The organism is Streptomyces aureus (genome assembly GCF_000725495.1).
GTDB classification, from domain to species: Bacteria; Actinomycetota; Actinomycetes; order Streptomycetales; family Streptomycetaceae; genus Streptomyces; species Streptomyces aureus_B.
Map to the genome: position 1 here is coordinate 1 of NZ_JNZD01000036.1, position 18,733 is coordinate 18,733.

The 18,733-nt window shown below is 70.4% G+C and carries 15 protein-coding genes and 1 pseudogene; 13 read left to right on the forward strand and 3 right to left on the reverse strand.

The window, feature by feature from the left end; translation table 11 throughout:
* Window positions 1-515 (reverse strand): annotated as a pseudogene (locus tag IO36_RS32880) (RNA-guided endonuclease InsQ/TnpB family protein); the annotation flags it as partial.
* Window positions 516-827: 312 nt separating this feature from the next.
* Between IO36_RS32880 and IO36_RS32885 the strand changes: the two are divergent.
* From IO36_RS32885 to IO36_RS32920, 8 genes are all read left to right on the forward strand, one after another.
* Window positions 828-1,559: a gamma-glutamyl-gamma-aminobutyrate hydrolase family protein gene (locus IO36_RS32885; protein WP_037625372.1), complete on the forward strand. Its 732-nt coding sequence runs from the start codon at window positions 828-830 to the stop codon at window positions 1,557-1,559.
* A 162-nt stretch (window positions 1,560-1,721) separates the two neighbouring features.
* Window positions 1,722-3,263: an alpha/beta fold hydrolase gene (locus tag IO36_RS32890; RefSeq protein ID WP_037625321.1), complete on the forward strand. Its 1,542-nt coding sequence runs from the start codon at window positions 1,722-1,724 to the stop codon at window positions 3,261-3,263.
* A 639-nt stretch (window positions 3,264-3,902) separates the two neighbouring features.
* Window positions 3,903-5,267 carry an SUMF1/EgtB/PvdO family nonheme iron enzyme gene (locus IO36_RS43445; RefSeq protein ID WP_051901121.1) on the forward strand — a complete coding sequence of 455 codons (1,365 nt, stop codon included), beginning with the start codon at window positions 3,903-3,905 and terminating at the stop codon, window positions 5,265-5,267.
* Window positions 5,264-6,043, forward strand: a complete 780-nt coding sequence (locus IO36_RS32900) for a phytanoyl-CoA dioxygenase family protein (protein ID WP_037625323.1) — start codon at window positions 5,264-5,266, stop codon at window positions 6,041-6,043. Before IO36_RS43445 ends, IO36_RS32900 begins: the two co-directional genes overlap by 4 nt.
* On the forward strand, window positions 6,040-7,410 hold the full coding sequence (locus IO36_RS43450) for an SUMF1/EgtB/PvdO family nonheme iron enzyme (RefSeq protein ID WP_051901122.1): 1,371 nt from the start codon (window positions 6,040-6,042) through the stop codon (window positions 7,408-7,410). The genes IO36_RS32900 and IO36_RS43450 overlap by 4 nt, the downstream gene beginning before the upstream one ends.
* Entirely contained in the window at window positions 7,407-8,684 is a 1,278-nt protein-coding gene (locus IO36_RS32910) for an MFS transporter (protein ID WP_051901123.1), read from the forward strand. Before IO36_RS43450 ends, IO36_RS32910 begins: the two co-directional genes overlap by 4 nt.
* 93 nt (window positions 8,685-8,777) lie before the next feature.
* On the forward strand, window positions 8,778-9,272 hold the full coding sequence (locus IO36_RS32915) for a TIGR03668 family PPOX class F420-dependent oxidoreductase (protein WP_051901124.1): 495 nt from the start codon (window positions 8,778-8,780) through the stop codon (window positions 9,270-9,272).
* Between the two features lie 747 nt (window positions 9,273-10,019).
* Window positions 10,020-11,771, forward strand: a complete 1,752-nt coding sequence (locus tag IO36_RS32920; RefSeq protein WP_037625325.1) for an FAD-dependent monooxygenase — start codon at window positions 10,020-10,022, stop codon at window positions 11,769-11,771.
* 223 nt (window positions 11,772-11,994) lie between these two features.
* Here the strand turns inward: IO36_RS32920 and hemG are convergent, their stop codons facing one another.
* Window positions 11,995-13,476: a protoporphyrinogen oxidase gene (gene hemG / locus IO36_RS32925; RefSeq protein ID WP_037625327.1), complete on the reverse strand. Its 1,482-nt coding sequence runs from the start codon at window positions 13,474-13,476 to the stop codon at window positions 11,995-11,997.
* Between the two features lie 351 nt (window positions 13,477-13,827).
* Here hemG and IO36_RS32930 point away from each other — a divergent pair, with 351 nt between their 5' ends.
* Both IO36_RS32930 and IO36_RS32935 read left to right on the forward strand, forming a co-directional pair.
* On the forward strand, window positions 13,828-14,556 hold the full coding sequence (locus IO36_RS32930; RefSeq protein ID WP_051901125.1) for an SDR family oxidoreductase: 729 nt from the start codon (window positions 13,828-13,830) through the stop codon (window positions 14,554-14,556).
* A gap of 103 nt (window positions 14,557-14,659) precedes the next feature.
* Window positions 14,660-15,538 (forward strand): NmrA/HSCARG family protein, encoded by an 879-nt coding sequence (locus IO36_RS32935; protein WP_158997649.1) that lies wholly within the window; start codon window positions 14,660-14,662, stop codon window positions 15,536-15,538.
* Window positions 15,539-15,569: 31 nt separating this feature from the next.
* Here the strand turns inward: IO36_RS32935 and IO36_RS32940 are convergent, their stop codons facing one another.
* Window positions 15,570-16,187 (reverse strand): mycothiol-dependent nitroreductase Rv2466c family protein, encoded by a 618-nt coding sequence (locus IO36_RS32940; RefSeq protein ID WP_037625331.1) that lies wholly within the window; start codon window positions 16,185-16,187, stop codon window positions 15,570-15,572.
* A gap of 221 nt (window positions 16,188-16,408) precedes the next feature.
* On the opposite strand from IO36_RS32940, the gene IO36_RS32945 reads away from it, so the two are divergent.
* From IO36_RS32945 to IO36_RS32955, 3 genes are read left to right on the forward strand one after another with little or no spacing between them, the layout of a single operon-like run.
* Window positions 16,409-17,437, forward strand: coding sequence for a methyltransferase (locus IO36_RS32945; RefSeq protein WP_037625333.1), 1,029 nt, complete (start codon window positions 16,409-16,411; stop codon window positions 17,435-17,437).
* A 60-nt stretch (window positions 17,438-17,497) separates the two neighbouring features.
* On the forward strand, window positions 17,498-17,929 hold the full coding sequence (locus tag IO36_RS32950; RefSeq protein WP_037625335.1) for a carboxymuconolactone decarboxylase family protein: 432 nt from the start codon (window positions 17,498-17,500) through the stop codon (window positions 17,927-17,929).
* A gap of 18 nt (window positions 17,930-17,947) precedes the next feature.
* A complete protein-coding gene (locus IO36_RS32955; RefSeq protein WP_037625337.1) occupies window positions 17,948-18,610 on the forward strand; it encodes a sulfotransferase family protein in 663 nt (220 codons plus the stop codon).
* Window positions 18,611-18,733: the final 123 nt, after the last annotated feature.

The following is an 18,733-nucleotide window of genomic DNA, read 5'->3' on the forward strand; positions in this document are numbered from 1 at the left end:
GCCGCGGCGGTCTTGCCGTGCTGCGGGTGGGGAAGGTCGTGGCTGTCGCTGGTGGTGGTGGCGGTCTCCTTGACGCCCCAGTCGATCCCGACCACCCGGCCGGTCTCCGGGAGTGGCCGGGTGGCCGTCTCAACGACGAACGAGGCGTACCAGTGGCCGAGGCTGTCGCGGTACACGCGCACGCTGGTGGGGTCGGCGGGCAGGTCGCGGGACCACACCACGCTCAGGACGATCCCGCCCGCCAGGTGGAGACATCCGTCCTTCAGCCGGAACCCGCGCCGCGTGTAGTTCATCGACGGCAGCGCGTCCCGCTTGCGCTTGATGCGGGGCATCCCGGCACGCTGCCGCATCGGCAGCCCTGCCTTGATGTCCTTCAGCGCCTTCGCGCGGGACTTCGCGAAGTCCCGGACGGTCTGCTGCTGCGGTACCGAGGCGCCTTCACGCAGCCACGCCATCGCGGCCCTGGCCTCGGTCAGCAGTTTGTCGAGCTGGGCGGGGCCGCACGTCGTCTTATCACACTACGCCTGCCCACCAACCTCCACGCGTGGCTCACGACCCAAGCCAAGAACAACCAACAGCCCCTCAACTCGGAGATCCTGCACCGCATCGAGGGCGACTACCGCGCCACGGTGGCAGACGCCGAATCGCCCTGACGGCGATTCGACAGGAAGGTCATTTCGTTCAGTAGGCGTCGGCCCGCCGGGTTCTGAACGATGGCCGTCGCTTTACGTGTACGGCTATTTTATTGCCGCTATGACTCTCCGCCGAAGCGGATGTTTCATCTGCCTACTTTCCTCAGTTGAACCCGGAAATCAATGAAGGTGGCCATGAATTCAGTCGTGAACGGTTCGGCGAGCACGCGGCGGCCGGTGATCGGGATCTGTGCGCGGACCGCGCCGGTCACGTTCCAGGGCAGCGACATGGTCGTCAGCTTCGCGCTCCAGTCCCACCTGGCCTTCCTGACCGCGGCGGGCTGCACACCCCTGCTGCTTCCGCTGCTGCCCGGCGTCGAGGCCATGGCGGACCGGATCGACGGCCTGCTGATCCCGGGTGGCCCCGATGTCGATCCGGCACTGTACGGCGAGGAGCCGCACCCCGGTACGCGGGCGGCGACCCCGGAGGCCGACCGCGCCGAACTGGCGTTGATCCGGGCGGCACTTGACGCCGAGCTGCCCGTGCTGGGCATCTGCCGCGGCATGCAGTTGCTCAACGTGCTGCACGGAGGCACGCTGCACCAGCACCTGCCCGAGGTCACGGGCCACGACGGCCACCGCCCCGACACGCCGTCCTTCACCCTCGGCTCCCACCCGTTGAAGCTGGAGCCGGGCAGCCGGATCGCCGGCATCCTCGACGAGGACGCGCCGGTGACGGCCTGTCATCACCACCAGGGGGTCAACCGGCTCGGTGCCGGACTCACCGCCACCGGCTGGGCGCAGGACGGCACCGTCGAGGCCGTCGAAGTCACGGACCGCCCCTTCGCCGTCGGCGTGCAATGGGAAGCGGGATTCACACCCGACCAACGACTCCATCACGCACTCGTGCACGCTGCCGGACGCTGAACCGCAGATCTCCGGCGAACACCGAACGTGCCCCACCCCGCGCGAGCCTCTCCGCCGGTCCGCGGCCCGCTCATCGGTTCATTTCCAACTCCAGCGGGTTTCGAGCCGCTTCAAAGACCCCCTTGCCACGCTGTGTGCGCCGTGCATCCAGAAGGGGTATCCATGAAAAAGCTCGCATTGGTCAATGCGGTGATCGTGATCGGCCTGTCGATTCCGGCCGCCGCCCCCGTGGCGGCGGCCCAGGGGGCTACCGCGTCGGACACGGGAACGATCGCCTGGTCGCCGTGTCCCGACACCGACCCGAACCTCGGCACGCTGCTCAAGGGCCTGGAGTGCGGCTCGCTGGAGGTCCCGCTCGACTACGCCCGGCCCAACGGCCAGAAGATCAAGCTGGCGCTGACCCGCGCCAGGCACACCGTCCCCGACGACCAGTACAAGGGCGTCGTGCTGCTGCACCGCGGCCAGTGGCCCGGCCCGATCAGCCGCGACATGCCCACCCGGTACGCCAAGGGCACGACCGGACTGGCCAAGGACGTCGGCGCCGCCTACGACTGGATCGGCTTCGACCCGCGCGGCGTCGGGGCCAGCGAGCCGGCGATCGTGTGCGACCCGTCGTACATCAACCCGATGCTGGCCGACCCCGTGCCCAAGACGGCCGCGGACGAGCAGAACGCCGTGGCCAAGGCCAAGGCGTACGCCAAGAGCTGTGGTGACAAGTACGGCGACCTCCTCGACCACTTCACCACCAAGGACTCCGCGCGCGACCTCGACCGGATGCGGATCGCCCTCGGCCAGGAGCAGATCACCTACTACGGCATCGACTGGGGCGGCTACCTCGGCTCGGTCTACGCGACGATGTACCCGACCCGGGTCAAGCGCATGGTGCTCGACAGCGTGCCCAGCCCCAGCGGCGTGGGGTACCAGAACCAGATGTCCAAGAACATCACGTCCGAGCAGAACGCCGGGCTGTTCTTCGCCTGGGTCGCCGAGTACGACTCCGTCTACCACCTGGGCACGACCGCCGACGAGGTCGAGGCGAACTACTACAAGGGCCAGGACGCCCTCCGTGCGGCGCCGGTCGACGGCAGGATCGGACCCGGCGAGTGGGCGAACGTCTTCGAGCAGGTCGTCTACCGCAGCTGGACCTGGGTGAGCCGCGCGAAGATACTCTCCGACTTCGTGGTGCGCGGTGACGCGACGGCGCTGCGCGCCGACTCCCCGACCCCGGGCTTCCCGCAGCAGAACCGCGTCGCGATGACCAACGCGGTCAACTGCACCGAAGGCCGGTGGCCGAAGGACTGGAAGGTGTGGAGCACCACCCTCAGCGGCCAGTACGCCGCCGGAAACCACCTCCTGACCTGGAGCAACGGCTGGTACGGCGCGCCGTGCGCGTTCTGGCCGGCGCGGGCCCAGGCTCCGGTCCGGGTCGGCAGCACCAGCGCCGACATCCTGCTGGTGCAGCCGCAGTACGACAACGCACACGGGATGTTCGGCGCTCTCGACATGCGTACCCGGTTCCCCAACTCCCGTCTCATCATGGAGGCGGGCGGCCACAACGTCGGCTCGGCACTGTCGGCGAACAACAATCCCTGCCTCAACACCTACGTCAGCGACTACCTGAGGGACGGCACCCGTCCCACCGCGTCGTGGGGCATCGACGCCACCTGCCAGGCGGCCGCGGACCCGGTGCCGCCGACGTCCTGACCTCTCGTCGGCCGAGCCCCGCACGGATCACCGTGCGGGGCCCGGCCGTCTCCGTGTTCAACGGGCCGTGCCCGGCACGGCATTTCCCCCCGGGCTGACCGGCCCCCCAGGGGCGTTCAGCCTCTCCGCCTGCCCTGCGCCTTTCAGGGAAACGGTACGACGAGAACTCGCACGACGAGCTCCTTGCAAATGGGGGGCAATGGAATTCTCTTCTCTGCACTGCCTGTTCAGGCCCGCGTGTTCGGGCCCGCTTGTTCAACCGGGGGATTCGGCAGTTGAACAAGTCCTTTCGTTCATCGGGAATGCTCGTCAACTGAACAAGAAAAACAGGGAACTTGACACAGATGGGCTTTCGACGGGATGGTCTAACCACTCGATTGCACATCCATCCGAGGAGGTGAATCAGATGAAGACGCTTCGTCAGTGGAACGCTCTGCGCTCGCAGCGGAAGGGCGGTGTCCGCCCGGCCGGTAAGTACTTCAAGTGGGCTGCCTGATCAGGCGCTCCCGTGGCCTGTGGAGGGTCCTGGCACCCTCCACAGGCCAGAGTTTTGGGCCTCAGGGATATCTGACCGTGGCAATCGAGGTGGGATCAGTGCACAGGTGGAGTTACGAACGTTTTGCCGTTGAGCAGAAGACTTTGAACGGGCTGGTCGAACGTTTTCTGGCCCCGGAAGCATGGCAGGAATCACGCGAACCGCTGACCGGTGAAGAACGCGCCGAACTGCGGGAGACGATCGCCGGACTTCGGCATCCCCAGGTCATCGAAGAACTCTGCGCGATGGCGGCGACCCACCCCCGTGCGGATGTCCGCCTGACGGTTCTCGAAGGTGTCGGACCGCTCACGGACACGCTTCCCGCAGCCAGGGAATTCCTCGTCTGGCTGCTCGGCGACGACGAGGACTTCATCGTCTTCACGGCCGCCAAGATCGCCGGCCGGCACCGCATCGGCGAGGCCTACGAGGAACTGCTGCACATCACCGGACCGGCCGAGGCCGGCCTGTTCCGCAGCACCAAGCCGGTGGGCATCGGCGCCGCCGTCGTGGCCAAGGCCATGGACGAGATCCTCGGCGCGACCGACCGCGCGGACCGGCTCGAGATCGAGCGCGAGCACACCAGGACCGGACAGCTGCCGCGGGGAACCGCGCTGGGCGAGCACTGGGACTACGACCCGCAGAACCTGCCCCGTCCCGTTCCCGGGGACATGGTCCTCGTCCCCGCCTCCGACTTCGTCACCGGAATCGGCATGGACGACGTCGCCCACCCCCTCTACGACGTGGACGACGCCGCCCCCCGGCAGACCCGCCACCTGCCCGACTTCCTCATCGACCGCCACCCGGTCACCAACCGGGACTACGACGCGTGGGCCAAGGGCCCGCAGGCCGCCGAGCACGCGCTGTGCCACCCGGACGAGCCCGAGGACAAGGACCACCGCCGCGGCATCATCGGCGACGCCCGCTTCGGCCCCGACCACCCCGCCACCGGCGTCGACTGGTTCGACGCCTACGCCTACCTCGCGCACCTCGGCAAGCGGCTGCCCACCGAACTGGAGTGGGAGAAGGCCGCACGCGGCGAGAACGGCTCCCTCTACCCGTGGGGCGACGAGTTCGACCCCGACGCGCTGCGCTGGTTCGGCGCCTCCTTCGGCGAGGCACACAGCCTGGAGCACTGGCGCGACACCCTGAGCACCTTCGACGAGACCACGCCCGCCGTCACCACCGTCCCGGTCGGCTCCCACCCGAAGAACACCAGCCCCTACGGCGTCGTGGACCTGGTCGGCAACTGCTGGGAATGGACCGACACCAACTTCTTCACCCGCGACCGGATGAAGCCGATGATCTCCGGGCGGCCCCGCACCGAATGGGCGACCGCCGAGGAGACCTCGGTGGTCATCCGGGGCGGCGCCTGGACCTCCATGCGCGAACAGGTCACCGCCTACTTCCGCGGCAAGGACCTCTTCACCGACCGGCACAACGAGATCGGATTCCGGGGAGTGATCCGATGAGCTCCCCGCAGCGCATCCCGCGGTTCCGCTACGACGGCACCGTCACGGCCGAACAACGCGCCTTCTACGAGCAGTACGGGTTCGTCATCTACCGCGGCCTGTTCGACGCGCAGGACGTGGACGTCATCCGGCGCGACGCCGAACACCTGGAACGCGAGACCCTCGAGGGCAACGTGCCGGCCGAGCACCGCGACCAGGTGATCAAACCCTCCTACGACGAGAACGGCCGGGCCACCCTGCACCGGCTGCCCTACTTCACCCTCCACAGCGCGAACACCCGGGACCTGATCGAGCGCCGGAAACTCGACGCACTCGGCCCCGGCCTGCTCGGACGCCCCACCTGGCGGTTCGAGGACGCCATCGACGGAGCCGTGTGGCAGATGAAACGGGGCAAGCGAAGCTCCTACAGCGCCCTGGACTGGCACCTCGACTTCCCGCACGACCTCCCGCTGACCCCCCTGGTCAACGTCGGCATCTACCTGGACGACGCCACCGTCCGCAACGGCTGCCTGATTCTCGTACCCGGATCCCACCGCTACCCGCCGCGGCGGCTGGAGCCCCTGGGACTCCCGATCGAGGCCGAGGCGGGCGACGTCATCTGCCACACCTTCAACATCCTCCACCACTCCGGCCCCGTCCTCGACGACACCAGCCGGGCCACCCTGTACGTCTACTACTCCGCGGGGCAGAAGCCCGACGCGGGCACCGCGTACAGCCACCGGGCGGGCGAGGATTTCGCCAAGATGATCACCGGAGCGGAGGCCGGCGCGCGATGACCACCACCACCCCGAACGTCCCGTCCGAAGTCCTGCACATCGCCGTCTGGGCCGACGGCCCCGCAGCGGAACGCGACACCCTGCTCGACGGCTACCTGAACACCCTCGAACAGCTCACCGACCCGCAGCTGCTCGAGGAATGCCTCGCGGTGGGCCTGCTGCACGACGCGCCCGAGATACGACGCCAGGCCCTGGCCGCCGCCGTACGCCTCGCCCCCGAACTCGCCGCCGAGGCCGTCGGCTGGGCGCTGGCCGACCCGGACGAGAGCGTCCGCGCACCCGCACTCGCCTCCCTGGCCCGGACCCCGGACCTGCGCTCGGCCGGCGGACCCTCCGCACTGCACGCCCTGCTCGCCGTCCTGGGCCGCTCACCGGACCAGATCACCGCGGGCGTCGGGAACTACGTGACGGTCGCGGACGCGCACGCCCTGGCCTCCGCCCAGACACTCCTCGCCGACACGGCACTGGCCGCAACCGTCCTCGAGGACCTGCCCGTCCCGCTCTCCGCCGACCGGCTGCCCAGCCGCCTCTCCCTGGAGGGAATGCGGCACATCCCCGCCGGACAGCTGCGCCGCGGCACCCACGCCGGCGAGGAGGACTCCTTCGGCGACCCGGGCGAGCCCGTGGTGCCCGAGATCACCGTCGAGGGCTTCTACCTGGACACCTGCCCGGTCACCAACGACGAGTACGACGCCTTCGTCGCCGACGTCGGCGCCCAGGGCCACCTGTGGTGCCACCCGGACGAGCCGAGGAACACCGACCACACCCGCTCCACCGCCGACGACCCCCGCTGCGCCGCCAGCCACCCGGTGACCGGGGTCAGCTGGTACGACGCGGTGGCCTACGCCGCCTGGTGCGGCAAGCGGCTGCCCACCGAGGACGAATGGGAACGGGCCGCCCGCGGCGACGACCACCGCCGCCACCCCTGGGGAGAGCAGTTCCGGCCCGAACCGGTCCGAGGCCTGCACACGGTCCTCGGCGAGGACGCCGGGGCCGGCCTGGACCGCCGGGCCTGGCTGCGCCGGCTCACGGACCTGTCCGTCGCCGAACTGCCCGAGCTGACCGGCCCGGTGAACCTGCCGGGCGGCGAATCCCCCTTCGGCGTCCGCGACCTGTGCGGCAACGTATGGGAATGGACCTCCACCCGCTTCCTGGACGGCCTCCCCCTCGAGCCGCGCTTTGGCACCATGGACCCCGGCGACCTGTGGGGCGAGTGGTCGGCCGAGGTCAGTGTCCGCGGCGGGGCGTGGAGTTCACCCCCCGCCCTGCTCACCGCGGTCAGCCGCGCGGGCAAGACACTGGTGACCAGGAGCCCGGAGATCGGGTTCCGCTGCGCGGTGAGCGAATCCGAGGTGCCTCTTCGATGACCCGAGCACGGCGACTGCAGCGGGTGCTGCCCCAGGGCTACACCCGCTGTCTCGCCAACCCCGACTTCCGCCGGCTGCAGCCCGGATTCCTGGTCTCCTTCCTCGGCGACGGCATGAGCTTCATCGGCGTGGCCTGGCTGGCCGTCGAACTCGCCGCCCCGGCCCACCGCTCCCTGGTGGTGGGCCTCGCCGTCGCCGCCTACAGCCTGCCCGCCGCGATCGGCTCCCTCACCCTGGGACGCTGGCTCAGCGGACGCAACGCCCGCAGCCTGATCCTGGTCAACGCACTCCTGCGCGGCGCCCTGTTCGCACTGATCCCGGCGCTGTACTGGACCGGCCTGCTGAACGCCACGACCTACATCGCCCTGCTCGCCCTCTCCTCGGTCCTGCACGCCTGGGGGATCGCCGGACGCCAGACGTTCGTCGCCGAGACCCTGCCCGCCGAGGACCGGCTCGCCGGCCACGCACTGGTGGGCAGCCAGGAACAGCTGTCGTTCATCACCGGACCGCCGCTGGCCGGCCTGGTCACCGTCGCGTTCGGACCGGCCGCGGTCCTGGCCGCCGACGCGGCCAGCTATCTGTACCTGGCCCTGGTGACCGCCCGGGTCCGCGGCGAGGGCACCCTCGAACGCCGTCCCGCGGTGCCGCTGCGCCGCAGCGCCAACACCCTGGCCCGCCACCCGGAACTGATGGGCCTGCTCGTCCTGTCGTTCTTCTTCTACCTGCTCTACGGGCCGATCGAGGTGGCGGTCCCGGTCGTCGTGGCCGAACGGATGGGCGGGGACCCCACCGCCCTCGGCTGGATCTGGGGCGCGTTCGGCGTCGGCGCGGTGCTGGGGACGTGGATCACCGGATCGCTGCGACGGCTCCCGCTGTGGCCGACCGTGCTGGGCATCGTGGCCGGCTGGGGGCTGGCGATCCTGCCCTTCGCCCAGTTCGGCACCCTCGCCGCCGGCATCGCGGGCTTCGGCCTCGGCGGGCTGATCTACGCACCCTACGGGCCGGTGACCATCACCCTGCTGCAGCAGAAGGCGCCCATCGAGGAACTCGTGAGCCTCAGCGCCTTCCGCAGCGCGATCCTGGTGATCGCCACCCCGCTGGGCGCGGTCCTCGGCGGCCCCATGGTCGGCGCACTCGGCGCGCAGGACACCATCAAACTGTCCGGCCAGACCACCATCGCCCTCGCCGCCCTCGGCACGGTCCTGATCCTCCTGGTACGCCGCAACCGCCGCCACAAGCGGCAAGAACCACTCCTGGACACCGCACAACGCTGAGCCCCGCCGGGGACTGCGCGACCCACCGCCCCTGCCAGGGGCCACTTCGTCATGCCCAGCGTCTGGGCCCCACCCCGCAGAAAAGGAGCTGTGATGAAACTCGGACAGGAAGAGATGCGCAGCCGGTTCGAGCAGGAGCGGGCCGTCCGGCTGGCCACCGTCGACGAGCGCGGGCGCGCCCATGTCGTGCCCATCATCTTCGTCGTCGACGGCGACACCTTCTACTCACCCACCGACAAGCCCAAGACCGGCAACCCGCGGCCCAAGCGGCTGCGCAACCTCGACCGCGACCAGCGGGCCACGGTCCTGGCCGACTGCTACGACGAGGACTGGCTCAAGGCCTGGTGGGTACGGCTGCGCGGCACCGCCCGGGTCATCGACGAGGGCGCCGAGCGCACCCGCGCGCTGGGCCTGCTGGACGGCAAGTACGAGCAGTTCGACGGCGCCCGCTACCTCCGGGACGGCGGGCCCGTCGTCGCCATCGACATCACGGACTGGCTCGGCTGGGCCTACAGCGAGCAGTCCGCGGACACCGGCCGGCGGCGCCCGTGGCGCGAGCGGTCCTGGCTGCGGTCCAGCCGTGCTTGACCGGTGCTGACGACGGCCTTGCCGGGCTGCCCCTGGCAAGGCACGTCCCCGTGCTCGCGGGGGTGGCTCACGCCGGGAGGCATCGTCGTGGGTCGGTGCCCTGTCGGGCCGAGAACGGGCTGCGCACGGAAGCCGGCCGTTCTCTGCATGCAGCTGAGCCAACGGGACGCGCTCGGTCCACTGTTGGACGACGAGGTCTTCAGGTCCGCGTTCGGCGGGGTTCCGCGACCGTCTCCTGGCCCACAGTCTCGAGGAGGATCCTGGATCCGCCGTCCGCACTCCTCGCCCTGCCGGTGCAGGACGGCATGGACGCGTGGGGCTCCGTAGGCGCCGCGGGAGTGCTCGGGTACTTCGATGATCTTCTCCGTCGGCTCGGCCTCGCGGACCACCCGCGGGCCGGGCCTGTCGCTGCGGCGGGCGTGGAAGGCGGCTCGGGCGCGCGCGTACTGCCCCTGCCCAACGGCTTCGTGCGCTTCGCCATGCACCGGGCACACGACATGATCGGAGTGCGTGCGGCCGTCGCGGCCACCGCGCGGGCTCGAAGAACGCCTGGAGGACACTCGCAGGAGACTGGAGAACGACGTCGGTCTCTGGGACGCCTCGGCGGGCGACTCGGGCGGTCCGTAGCTCATTCCCCTCTCCTTCAACTGCCGGTGGCTTTTCGGAGTCCAGTCGTTCTTGACCAGGGTTGCGGATGACGTTGTCAGGCTGTGGGGGAGAAGCCATCTGAATTCTGGAAGGGCGAACATGACGTCAATCGAGGTTCCGGTCCTGATCGTGGGCGGCGGCGGGTGCGGCCTGTCCGCCTCCGTGTTCCTCTCCGACCAGGGCGTCGACCACCTGCTGGTGGAGCGGCACGCGGACACGTCGAGGGTGCCGAAGGCGCACTACCTCAACCAGCGCACCATGGAGATCTTCCGCCAGCACGGTGTCCGCGACGACGTCCTCGCGGAGGCGGCGCCGCTGGACAAGTTCGGCAAGGTGCGCTGGGCGACCACGTTCGCCGGTGACGGCCCGCTCGACGCCCGCCGGATCCACGAGATGGACGCCTTCGGCGGTGGCGGACTGACGGAGAAGTACGCGGCGGCCGGCCCGGAACTGCCCTCGAAGCTGCCGCAGATGTGGCTGGAGCCGATCCTGCGCCGGCACGCGGAGCAGCGGAACCCGGGACGGATCCTCTTCAGCCACGAGGTGCTCGACTTCTCCGACGAGGGCGACCACGTCATCGCCGAGGTGCGCAACGTCGACAGCGGCGAGGTCATCACGGTCAAGGCGCAGTACCTGCTCGGCGCCGACGGCGGCCGCTTCGTCGGCGACAAGGTCGGCATCGAGATGCAGGGCCCGCCCAGCAACGTCAACACGACGACCGTGTACTTCTCCGCGGACCTGTCGCAGTGGTGGGAGGAGGGCACGCTCATCACGCACTACCTCAGCCCGGAGGACCCCGACCTCTCCGTCAACCTCATCGAGATGGGTCCGAGCTGGGGCAAGGCCTGCGAGCAGTGGGGCCTGCACATGGCCCCCGGCCCGCCCGGCCGCTGGGACAACGAGACGGTCGTCGACCGCATCCGTGAAGTGCTGAAGGTGCCGGATCTGGACGTGACCGTGCACAAGGTCACGGACTGGATCGTGAACGCGATCCTCGCCGACAAGTACCGGGTCGGCCGGGTGCTGATCGCGGGCGACGCCGCGCACAAGCAGCCGCCCGCCGTGGGCCTCGGCCTCAACACCGGCATCCAGGACGCGCACAACATCGCCTGGAAGCTGGCCGCGGTACTGAACGGCAGCGCGCCCGAGAGCCTGATCGACACCTACGAGGCCGAGCGCCGGCCCGTGGGCCGCGAGAACGTCGACTGGGCGGTCTCCGCCGCCCAGCACCACCAGGCGGTCATCGACGCCATCGGCGGCGGCCACAACATCCCGGCGGGGCGCCGCGGGCAGCGTCTGGCGGCGTACTTCGACCCGTCGCCGCTCGGCGACACCGTGCGGGCGCGGGCCCTGGAGATATTCGACACCCACCGCGGCGGCTGCCAGTCGTTCGAGATGGAGGTCGGCTTCGCCTACGAGGAGGGAGCGGTCGTCCCCGACGGCACCGAGCGCCCGGCCCGCGTCCCCATGCGCGACGAGCACACGCCGACATCACGCCCCGGCCACCGGCTGCCGCACGCCTGGATCACCCGGGACGGCGAGCGCCTGTCCACCCTCGACCTGACGGGCAGGACCGGCTTCACGCTGATCACCGGCCCGGAGGGGACGGCGTGGAGCGAGGCGGCCCCGCGCGTGGCGGAGAAGTTCTCCGTCCAGGTCAACGCGGTCCGCATCGGCGACGGCGCCGAGTACGCCGACGAGGACGGCGGTTGGGAGGCCGTCCGGCAGATCACCGGCGCCGGCGCGCTCCTGGTCCGTCCCGACCAGCACGTGGCCTGGCGCAGCACCGGCGCCGACGAGGACGCGGAGCAGGCGCTGACGGAGGTCTTCGCCACGATCCTGGACCGCTGACGCGGCCAGGGATCCGATCAGGATCCGGCCAGGGATCCGGCCACAGGCCCGATCCCTGGCCGGATCTTCCGGTCCCGCGACGAGGGCCGCCGCGTCCGCGACGAACGGGCAGCGGGAAGGGGCCGTGCCACGGCACGGCCCCTTCCCGCTGCCCGTAAGCCGGGCGCACGTACGCCGAATCCGCTGGAGTGATCACTTCGGGATCACTCCAGCGGATTCGGGTTCACACCCCGACCGCGACCGAGTCGGCTGCCGCGGCCTTCCTGACGACGGGGAGGATCTGGTCGACGGCCCTGCGCGAGGTCATCATGCAGACACCGACGCCCACGCCGTCGTACACCGCACCGCACACCGCGAGTCCGGGCCGGGTCGCCACGGCCTCACGGATCCGCCGCACCCGGTCCACGTGGCCGACGGTGTACTGCGGCAGGGCGCTCTCCCAGCGGCTCACACGGGACGCCACCGGGACACCGCTCACGCCGGTGGCCTCGGCGAGCTCGGCCGTCGCCAGCGCGACCAGGTCGGCGTCGTCGAGCTGGAGCAGGTGCTCCTCGCCGAACCGTCCGAGCGAGCAGCGCACGATCTCCGTCTCGCCCGCCAGGTGCGGCCACTTCACCGTGGTGAACGTGACCTCCTTGACGGCCTTGCCCTCCTCCGCCGGCACCCGGTAGCCGGCGTAGCCGCGGCCCGAGAGCCCGCCGGGGAACGCCGTGCGCGGGTAGGCGAGCGTCACCATGGCCACGCTGGAGTACGGCACCTCGGAGAGCGCCGAGGCGGCGAAGGACGTACCCGGGACTTTGGCGAGCAGGCTGCCCGCCGGGCCGGCCGGGGTGGCGATGATGACCGCGTCGGCGTCGATGACCTCCGAGTCGGTGGCCGACCCCACGGTCACCTGCCAGCGGTCACCCTTGGCCGTCAGGTCCCGGACGGGGGCCCCGGTGCGCAGGGCCGTGTCCGGCGCGGCGTCCAGCACCTGACGGACGATCGCCGCGGGCAGCGTGCCGAAGCCGCCCTCGAGGGTGGCGACGCTCACCGGCGGGGGCTTCTCGCCCTCCTGCAGGTGCGGCACCAGCGAGCCGGCCGCGTCAGCCAGCGAGATGTGATCGCGGGACGCCCTCGCCAGCGGGGTCAAAGTGGCCTCGAACGAGAGGTCCGAGGCACGCCCGGCGAACACACCGGCGAGGAACGGCTCGACGAGGCGGTCCACGACCTCCTGGCCGAACCGCCCGCCGACGAAGGACGCGACCGAGATGTCGCCCTTCAGGTCGAAGGAGGGCAGCACGAGGTCCTGCTGCGCCCGCTCCAGGCCCTCGGCGGACAGCACCCCGGACCGGGCGAGGTCGTCGATGTCACAGGGCACACCCATGAACTGACGGTCGGGCTGGTGCCTGATCGTGCCCCGGGTCCAGATCGCCGACGCGGTGACGGGGCCCGCCGACATGATCTGCTCGCCGAGTCCCGCCTCCTTGATCAGGCCGGTGGTCTTCTTGCGGTTGGCGTACAGCGACTCGGCGCCCTCGTCGACCGCGACTCCCGCCACGTCGGAGACCAGCAGCTTTCCGCCCAGCCGGGACGAGGCCTCAAGGAGCGTCACGCGCACCGGCTCGTTCCGCAGGTGGAACGCTGCCGCCAGTCCCGAGATCCCCCCACCGACGATGACCACGTGGGGCTTGCCGCCCGCCCGAGCCTGTTCGCTCCCAGTCATTCCACCAGCTCCTTCATGGTTACGGTGTCGTAGGGCCCCTACGGCCGGCGCCGAGACAGGCCGTGGGCAGTCTCGCCGAGCGCCCCGGACCCCGGGTGGAGGGCGCCTTGAAGGCGGGCCGATCTTTCTCGATCGCTCGCCGGTCCGCTGTTCGACCGCGGGTTTTCAGCGTTTGAACAGGATGGGCCGACCGGCACCATCGAAGGCGCCCGGGAATTTGCGTTTCATGCCGTGAACGCATTGATTCATTGCTTAAAAACCAGGCGCACGACGTTCCGCCCGCCGCCTTGGCGTATCCGGCGAAGGGGCGCTCCGGGCAAGCGGAACCTGGACCTCACGAAAGGGAAAAACGTGCCGTTCGAGAAGGTCGCGCTCATCACGGGCGCCAATAAGGGCATCGGATTCGCCATCGCGCGACAACTCGGCGAGCAGGGGATCACCGTTGTCGTCGGCGCCCGGGACGAGGTCCTCGGCAAGCAGGCCGCCGACGCGCTGGCGGACGACGGCGTCACGGCCGTGCCGCTCCGGCTCGACGTGAGGGACCCCGCCTCCGTGGAGGAGGCGGCCCTCGAGATCGAGCGGCTGTTCGGGCGCCTGGACATCCTGGTGAACAACGCCGGCATCGCGGGCGGCTTCACCGGGACGCCCGGCGAGGCGACCGCCGCCGACCTGCGCGAGGTCTTCGAGACCAATGTGTTCGGGGTGGTCACCGTGACCCGCACGATGCTGCCGCTGCTGCGCCGTTCCCCGGCCGGCCGCATCGTCAACCTGTCGAGTCACGTGGGCTCGCTGACCCTGGCCTCGGCTCCGAGCGGCCCCCTGGCGGGCCTCAACATGATCGCCTACCAGTCCTCGAAGACCGCCCTGAACGCGGTGACGCTCGCCTACGCCAAGGAGCTGCGGGAGACCCCGATCAAGGTCAACGCGGCGCTCCCCGGAGTGGTGGCGACCGACATCAACCACAACCGCGGGTTCCGGTCGCCCGCCGAGGGCGCGGAGATCGCCGTCCGGCTCGCCACGCTGGACGAGGCAGGCCCGTCGGGCCAGTGCCTGTCCGACGACGGCCCCGTTCCGTGGTAGCGCGCGACGTCACCACCGCGCGGGGGACCTCGGCCGTTCGCGGCCATCACACCTGACAGCCCGCCGGGCGAGGCCCGGCGGGCACACAACATGGAGGCAGACAGTGGCGGTTGCTAAGACGATCCTGGTGACGGGCGGCACCGGCCGGCAGGGCGGGGCGGTCGCCCGCGACCTGCTGCGGCGCGGTTTCTCCGTACGCGCCCTGGTCCGCGACCCGCACAAGGCACAGGCGCGGGCGCTGGAGGAGGCGGGCGCGGTCCTCGTCCACGGCGACATGGACGACGAGGCGTCGCTGGCGGCGGCGACAGAGGGCGCGTACGGGGTCTTCAGCGTGCAGACCTTCCGGGGCGCCGGCGGCGTCGAGGCCGAGATCCGCCAGGGCAAGGCGGTGGCCGACGCCGCGGTGCGGGCCGGGGTGAAGCACTTCGTCTACAGCTCGGTCGGCGGCGCGGACCGGGACACCCGCGTCCCGCACTTCGAGAGCAAGCTGGTGGGGGAGCAGTACCTGGCGACGCTCGACCTGCCGACCACGGTGCTGCGGCCGGCGATGTTCCACGACATCCTCCTCGACATCGCCCCGCGCGCGCGGGGGGGCGAGCTCGTCCTGGCCATGTGGCTCCACCCCGAGACCTCGGTGCAGATCATGGCGACGAGCGACATCGGCGCCTTCGCCGCGGACGCCTTCGAGAACCCGCGGGAATGGATCGGCCGGACGGTCGACATCGCCAGCGACGAGCTGACCGGGCCGCAGATGGCCGCGGCGTTCGAGACCGTCTCCGGCATCCCGACCCGCTTCCAGCAGCTGCCCATCGAGCCGCTGCGCGCGGGCCGCCCGGACCTGGCCAACATGTTCGACTGGTTCGAGCGTGACGGTTTCCGGGCCGACCTGGCCGAACTGCGCAAGAACAGGCCGGACCTGGTCTCCCTGGAGGCGTGGCTGAAGGACAACTGGACCGCCCCGGCGGTCGCGGCCCGCGGCTGACGCCCGGGCCGGCCGTGGTGGACGCCGGAGCTCAGACGAAGATCGGGTTCCGGTTCCGGGTGCGCTTGAGCTCGAAGAACCCGTCGGTCTCGGCCACCGCGAGCACGCCGTCCCAGAGCTTCACCGCGGCCGCCCCCCGCGGTGCGGGCGTCACCACGGGTCCGAAGAAGGCCACGTCCCCCACGGCGATGACGGGGGTGCCCACATCGGTGCCGACGCGGGCGATGGCGTCGTGGTGCGAAGCACGCACCGCGCCGTCGAACGCGTCGGACCCGGCCGCGTCGGCCAGGGCGCGGTCGAGGCCCGAGGCGGCCAGGGCCTCCTCGTAGGTGGCCCGCTCCTTGGGCGCCTTCTCGAGATGGAACCGGGTGCCGAGTTCGGTGTAGAGCCGGCGCAGCGCCCCGGGCCCGTACGTGTGCTCGACGGCGGCGCACACCCGTACCGGCTCCATGCGCAGGGCCAGGTCACGGTGCCAGCGCTCGTCCAGGTCCGCGCGTCCCTCGTTGAGCAGCGTCAGGCTCATGATGTGCCAGCGGATCTCCAGGGGCCGCTGCTTTGCGACATCGAGGACCCACCGGGATGTCATCCACGCCCAGGGGCAGGTCGGGTCGAACCAGAAATCCACCGGGGTCGGGGTGTCGCGGTCCAACGTCGGCCTCCTCAAGGCGATGGCGAGTTCACGGTCGGCACAGCCTGACAAGAGGGGTCGGATTCCCGGTCGAGTGTTAGTGGAGGTGGGCTCCGTTCAAACGCGAGAATTCACCGGTTGAATATTCTCGTCAATGACGTGAGAAACTTGGCCGGCTGCGGCGGAGAGAAGCGTCGACTTATCGTCCGGAATCCGAGAAAAGCCACTCTGAGGGGAAAGCGATGCCCGCATCGGCCGAGGTCCGCGACCAGTCGGATTCCTACGCGCTGCTCGAATTGATTCAGGGTGCCGTCATCACCCAGGCGATCTCCGTCGCGGCCCGGCTCGGCATCGCCGACGTGCTCGCCGACGCGCCGCTGTCCGCCGAGGACATCGCCCTGCGGGTCGAAGCCGACCCGCGGGCGACCCACCGGATCCTGCGCGCGCTGTCCGGCCACGGAGTCTTCGCGGTCCGTCCGGACGGGCGGTACGAGAACACGGCGCTGTCCGACAAGCTCCGCGAGGACGCCCAGGACTCGATGCGCAAGTTCGCCCAGCTGATGAGCCACCCCCTGCTGCACGAGGAGTGGGGCCACCTGCTCACCACCGTGCGGACCGGCGAGGCCAACCTGCCCAAGCTGCGCGGCATGAGCACACTGGACTTCTTCCACGCGAACCACTCCTACGCCGCCGCGTTCTTCCAGGCCTTCGGCAAGGTCTCGGAGTCGGAGACCGACCCGGTCCTGGCCGCCTACGACTTCTCCGGGTTCCACACCGTCGTGGACGTCATCGGCGGCCGCGGCTACCTCCTGGCGGGGGTCCTCCAGCAGGCGCCGAACGCCAAGGGCGTGCTGTACGACTTCGAGATCGCGACCGTGGACTCGGCCTCGCTCTTCGAGGAGGCCGGCGTCGCGGACCGCTGCACCGTCGAGCACGGCGGCTACCTCGGCAAGCTGCCGAAGGGCGGTGATGCGTACCTGTTCAAGCGCATCATCCACAACTTCTCCGAGGAAGACGCTCTGACCGCCCTGCGCAACGCACACGAGGCGATCGGCCCCGACGGCAAGCTGCTCTGCATCGAGTACGTGCTCCCCGAGAACAACGAGCGCCACATCGGTCACACCATCGACCTCTGGCTGATGCTGATGATCGGTTCCCAGGACCGCACCCTCGCGCAGTACACCGAGCTGTTCGCCAGGGCGGGCTTTCGGATCAGCAGGGTGATCCCCACCGCGTCACCGATCTCGATCATTGAGGCGATCCCGGTCTGACGGCCCTGTCCGGCGTCCTCTCACCTTCCAGCGCACCGCTATCACACAGGAGAACTCCCGATGGCTCAACGGATGGGCAACCCCTCCCTGGTCGTTCCCGGCGCCCTGCAGCCCCTGCTCGACCTGTCCGAGGTCATCGGCAAGGTCGGCGTGGAGCAGTCGACCCTCGACTACATCCGGCTGCGCGTCGCCGCGCTCAACGGCCGGGTCTACACCTTCCCGGCCGAGCCCGCGGACAAGCGCCTGCTGCTGGTGGACACGTGGCGGACCGAGCCCTCCTTCACCGACGCCGAGCGCGCCGCCCTGGAGCTGGCCGAGGCCGTCACCGTGCAGACCGACGCCCGAAGCGCGCCGTCGGACGAGGTCTGGGCGAACGCCTCCAAGCACTACACCGACGTGCAGCTCGGCGCCCTGGTCATGCACATCAGTCTGGTCAACTTCTGGAACAGGGTGAACGTCGCCACCCACCAGGACGACGCGGTCTGGCGCTGAGGAAGAGGAGACACCACCGTGTTGAAGCTCATCAACGCCGGCCTCGGCCGGACCGGCACGACATCACTCCAGGTGGCCCTGGAGCGGCTCGGTCTGGGGCCCTGCTTCCACATGTTCGAGATCGTCGACGACGAAGAGCGCCTCGCCCGGTGGGAGCGGATCATCTGCGACGGCGAGCGCCCCGACTGGGCCGCGCTCTACGACGGCTACACCTGCGCGGTGGACGGTCCCTCCACCGTCTACTACCGGCAGATCAGTGAGGCGCTCCCCGGGACCAGGGTGGTCCTCACCGTGCGCGACGCCGAGAGCTGGTACAAGAGCACCCACGACACGCTGTACCAGTTCGCGCTGCGGACCATGGAGCACCCGCCCGAGCCGGGCTCCCGCCAGGCCCGGCTGTTCCGCGTCGTCAACGCCCTGGTCTGGGAGGGCCTCTTCGACGGCCGGTTCTCGGACAAGGACCACGCCATCGAGGTCTACCACCGTCACACCGAGGACGTCGTCCGCGCCCTCGGCGCGGACAACGTCCTCGTGTACGACGTGAAGCAGGGCTGGGAGCCGCTGTGCGCGTTCCTCGGGGTCGAGGTTCCCGACGAGGAGTTCCCGCGCGCCAACAGCTCCGAGGAGATGCGCCGGCGGATAGCCCAGGCGGCCGCCGCCGGCCCGGTCCCTGCCCCCTGAGCCGGAGAGCCCCGGCATCAGGACAACAACGGCAGCCGGCCTCCGGGGCCGCGGCCTGCCGTTCTTGTCGCTCCGGGGTTCCGGGGTTCCGGGCGTGTTCCGCGGGCCCGCGCCGGTCACCGG